Source organism: Roseateles sp. P5_E8 (genome assembly GCF_054177665.1).
This window is the reverse complement of sequence record NZ_JBGCUM010000127.1, coordinates 1-1,869: the sequence shown is the minus strand read 5'-3', so window position 1 is coordinate 1,869 and position 1,869 is coordinate 1. Positions and strand designations below refer to the sequence as shown.

Annotated in this window: 1 pseudogene; it reads right to left on the bottom strand. The window is 68.0% G+C overall.

The window, feature by feature from the left end:
* Positions 1 to 1,869: pseudogene (locus ACXRVZ_RS27555) on the bottom strand (iron-regulated protein frpC); the annotation flags it as partial.

Below are 1,869 nucleotides of genomic sequence, written 5' to 3'. Positions count from 1 at the left end.
CGAGCCCAGCGAGTTCAGGCCGTCGGTGGTCAGGTGGCTGAGCTGCTCGGTGGTCAGCGATTGCACCTGGCCCGTGGTCAGGCGCACGAACTGCTCGGACGTCAGGCTGTTGAGGTCATCCGTGTTCAGCGTGCTGACTTGGGCCGTGGTCAGTGCGGCGATCTGGCCGGTGCTCAGCGCGCGCAGCTGATCGCTGGTCAGCGCATCGAGCTGGGTGCTGGACAGCGCGCGCAGGGCGGCCGTCGTGATCGAGCGCATGTCGGCCACGTCGATGGCGGCAAGCTGGTCGGTGCCCAGCGAGGCCAGTTGGGCAGAGCCCAGCACGGCGATCTGGGCGGAGCCCAGGGCCGACAGGTCGGCAGTCTCCAGCCCTTGCAGCTGCGCGGTCGTCAGCGTACCGATCTGGGCCGTGCTCAGGCCGGCAATGCCGTCGGAGCTGAGGCTCTGGATCTGGTCGGACGAGAGGCCACGCAACGCGGCGGTGGTGACGGCGCGCAGGTCGGCCGTCTCCAGCGTGCTGAGCTGGTCGGTCGTGAGCGAGGCGAACTGGCTGGACGACAGCGTGGCGAACTGGGCCGAGCCCATCGAGTTCAGGCCGTCGCTGGTCAGGTGGCTGAGCTGCTCGGTGGTCAGCGATTGCACCTGGGCCGTGGTCAGGCGGACGAACTGTTCGGACGTCAGGCTGTTGAGGTCATCCGTGTTCAGCGTGCTGACCTGGGCCGTGGTCAGTGCAGTGATCTGGCCGGTGCTCAGTGCGCGGAGCTGGTCGCTGGTCAACGCGTCGAGCTGGGTGCTGGACAGCGCGCGCAGGGCGGCCGTCGTGATCGAGCGCACGTCGGCCACGTCGATGGCGGCGAGCTGGTCGGAGTTCAGCGAGGCCAGTTGTGCGGAGCCGAAAGCGGCGATCTGCGCGGAGCCCAGGGCCGACAGGTCGGCGGTTTCCAGGCCTTGCAGCTGAGCGGTCGTCAGCGTGGCGATCTGGGTCGTGCTCAGGCTGGCAACCCCATCGGAGCTGAGGCTCTGCACCTGGTCGGACGACAGGCCACGCAGCGCGGCGGTGGTGACGGCGCGCAGGTCGGCCGTCTCAAGCTTTCCAAGCTGGTCGGATGTGAGCGAGGCGAACTGGCTGGACGACAGCGTGGCGAACTGGGCCGAACCCAGCGCGTTGAGGCTGTCGGAGGCCAGGTTGCTCAGCTGCTCGGTCGTCAGCACGCGGATCTGGGCGGTGCTGAGCTTGTTGAACTGGTCGGTGGCGAAGCTGTTCAGGTCTTCGGTGCTGAACGTGCTGACCTGGGCCGTGGTCAGTGCACCGATCTGCACGGAGGACAGGGCGCGCAACTGGTCACTGGTCAGGCCGTCGAGCTGGGTGCTGGTCAGCGCCCGCAGGGCGACCGTCGACAGGAAGCGCACGTCAGTGGCTTCGATGGCAGCGAGCTGCTCGGTGCTCAGCACGGAAACCTGGCTGGAGCTCAGCACGCCGATCTGGGCAGTGCCCATGGCGGCCATGTCCGCGGTTTCCAGGCCCGGGATCTGGAGGGTGGACAGCGAGCTGATCTGGGCCGTGGTCAGGGTGGCGACCGCGTCGGAGCTCAGCGTGTGGATCTGGTCGGAGCTCAGGCCTTGCAGTGCGGCGGTCGTGACGGCACGCAGGTCGGCTGTCTCCAACGCGCCGAGCTGGTCGGACGTCAGCGACGCGAACTGGCTGGACGACAGCGTGGCGAACTGCGCCGAACCCAGGGCGTTCAGGTTCTCCGTGGCGAGGTGGCTCAACTGCTCGGTGGTCAGCACGCGGATCTGCGCGGTGGAGAACTTGTTGAGCTGGTCGGACGCGAGGCTGTTGAGGTCGTCCGTGTTCAGCGTGCTGACCTG